Origin of the sequence: Flavobacterium sp. UBA4197 (assembly GCF_002379575.1) — a bacterium.
GTDB lineage: Bacteria > Bacteroidota > Bacteroidia > Flavobacteriales > Flavobacteriaceae > Flavobacterium > Flavobacterium inviolabile.
The window spans coordinates 1-2,383 of the sequence record NZ_DFUB01000033.1 but is presented as its reverse complement, the minus strand read 5'-3'; the positions used below and the strand labels follow the sequence as shown (position 1 = coordinate 2,383).

Genomic DNA, 2,383 nt, shown 5'->3' with positions numbered 1-2,383 from the left:
AAAGCAATAGCCGGATTTTGCGGTAACGGTGTTACCGTTGGCGTATCGTTTGTGGTTGAAGTACCAGAAGTATCCTGAACCGTACCACCTTGTGGCGTGGTTCCTGTTGCAATAGCCGTGTTACTGATTTGTCCGGCATTGATGTCCGTTTGTGTCAGTACATAGGTAGCCGTTGCCGTTCCGGTAGCGCCCGGTGCTAATGTAGCCGGTGTTACCGCTGCATTCGTTAATCCGATCTGTGTATCGTTGATTACCAATCCGTTTATCGTTACGTTTCCGGTGTTTGTTACTGTGAACGTGTACGTGATCGTTTCACCAACCTGGGCAAATGTATCAGCATTCGTATCGTTAAATACTGCTGTTTTTACTAAAGCAATAGCCGGATTTTGCGGTAACGGTGTTACCGTTGGCGTATCGTTTGTAGTTGAAGTACCAGAAGTATCCTGAACCGTACCGCCTTGTGGCGTGTTACCTGTTGCAATAGCTGTGTTGCTGATTTGTCCGGCGTTAATATCCGTTTGTGTCAAGACATAGGTAGCCGTTGCCGTTCCGGTAGCGCCCGGTGCTAATGTAGCCGGTGTTACCGCTGCATTCGTCAATCCGATCTGTGTATCGTTGATGACCAATCCATTTACCGTTACGTTTCCGGTATTGGTTACCGTGAACGTGTAGGTGATCGTTTCACCAACCTGTGCAAATGTATCAGCATTCATATCGTTAAATACTGCTGTTTTTACTAAAGCAATAGCCGGATTTTGCGGTAATGGTGTTACCGTTGGCGTATCGTTTGTTGTACTGGTTCCGGATGTATCCTGAACCGTACCGCCTTGTGGCGTGTTACCGGTTGCAATAGCCGTGTTGCTGATTTGTCCGGCATTGATATCCGTTTGGGTCAAGACATACGTAGCCGTTGCAGTACCAGTTGCTCCCGGTACTAATGTAGCCGGTGTTACCGCTGCATTCGTCAGTCCGATCTGCGTATCGTTGATGACCAATCCGTTTACCGTTACGTTTCCAGTATTGGTTACTGTGAACGTGTAGGTGATCGTTTCACCAACCTGTGCAAACGTATCGGCATTCGTATCATTAAATACTGCTGTTTTTACTAAAGCGATAGCCGGATTTTGTGGTAATGGTGTTACCGTTGGCGTATCGTTTGTCGTTGAAGTACCAGAAGTATCCTGAACTGTACCGCCTTGTGGTGTATTACCGGTTGCAATAGCTGTATTACTGATCTGTCCGCCATTGATGTCCGTTTGTGTCAATACATAGGTAGCGGTTGCCGTTCCCGTAGCGCCCGGTGCTAAAGTAGCCGGTGTTACCGCTGCATTCGTCAGTCCGATCTGCGTATCGTTGATGACCAATCCGTTTACCGTTACATTTCCGGTATTGGTTACCGTGAACGTATAGGTGATGGTTTCACCAACCTGTGCAAATGTATCAGCATTCGTATCGTTAAATACTGCTGTTTTTACTAAAGCGATAGCCGGATTTTGTGCTAATGGTGTTACTGTTGGCGTATCGTTTGTGGTTGAAGTACCCGAGGTATCCTGAACCGAACCGCCTTGTGGTGTGGTTCCGGTTGCAATAGCCGTGTTGCTGATTTGTCCGGCATTGATATCCGTTTGTGTCAAGACATAGGTAGCCGTTGCCGTTCCGGTAGCGCCCGGTGCTAATGTAGCCGGTGTTACCGCTGCATTTGTCAATCCGATCTGTGTATCGTTGATGACCAATCCGTTTACCGTTACGTTTCCGGTATTGGTTACCGTGAACGTGTAGGTGATCGTTTCACCAACCTGGGCAAATGTATCGGCATTCGTATCGTTAAATACCGCTGTTTTTACTAAAGCAATAGCCGGATTTTGTGTTAATGGTGTTACTGTACATTTTGGACATGAAGGGTCATATCCGTTGTCACCCGGTTGAGCCGGATTTGTCGGATCTTCCGATTCGTCTGTAACTGTTCCTCCAACAGGATCCTGACCGGTTACTGTTGCCAGATTGTGTACAAAACCATTATTCAAATCTGCTTGTGTAATCGTATGTGTTGCTGAAACTGTTGTATGTTGTCCGGCACCCAAAGTTGCTATTGTTGCCGGAGAAATACTTCCTGCATCGGCATTATTATCTGTAACCAAAAGGTTTGTAATAGCCACATTTCCGGTATTTGTTACGGTAAGTGTATAGTTAATAATGTTTCCTACAGCATTATAAGTACCGTTTAAGGCTTCTTTGGTTAATGTGATTTGCGGAGTCATTACAAAAACAGTAACTACTGCCGTATCACAATTGGTCGGATTTGCAATTTCACATATCTGATAGGTTAAGGTATGTGTACCTCCAGGCGTACCCGGAATAACATCCACGCTTCCGTTTGGATTTA

Annotated in this window: 1 protein-coding gene; it reads right to left on the bottom strand. The window is 46.0% G+C overall.

Annotation, left to right across the window (positions count from 1 at the left end; genetic code table 11):
• Positions 1-2,383: beta strand repeat-containing protein (locus B3394_RS16680; protein WP_414654278.1), on the bottom strand; the 2,383-nt coding region annotated here is incomplete at both ends.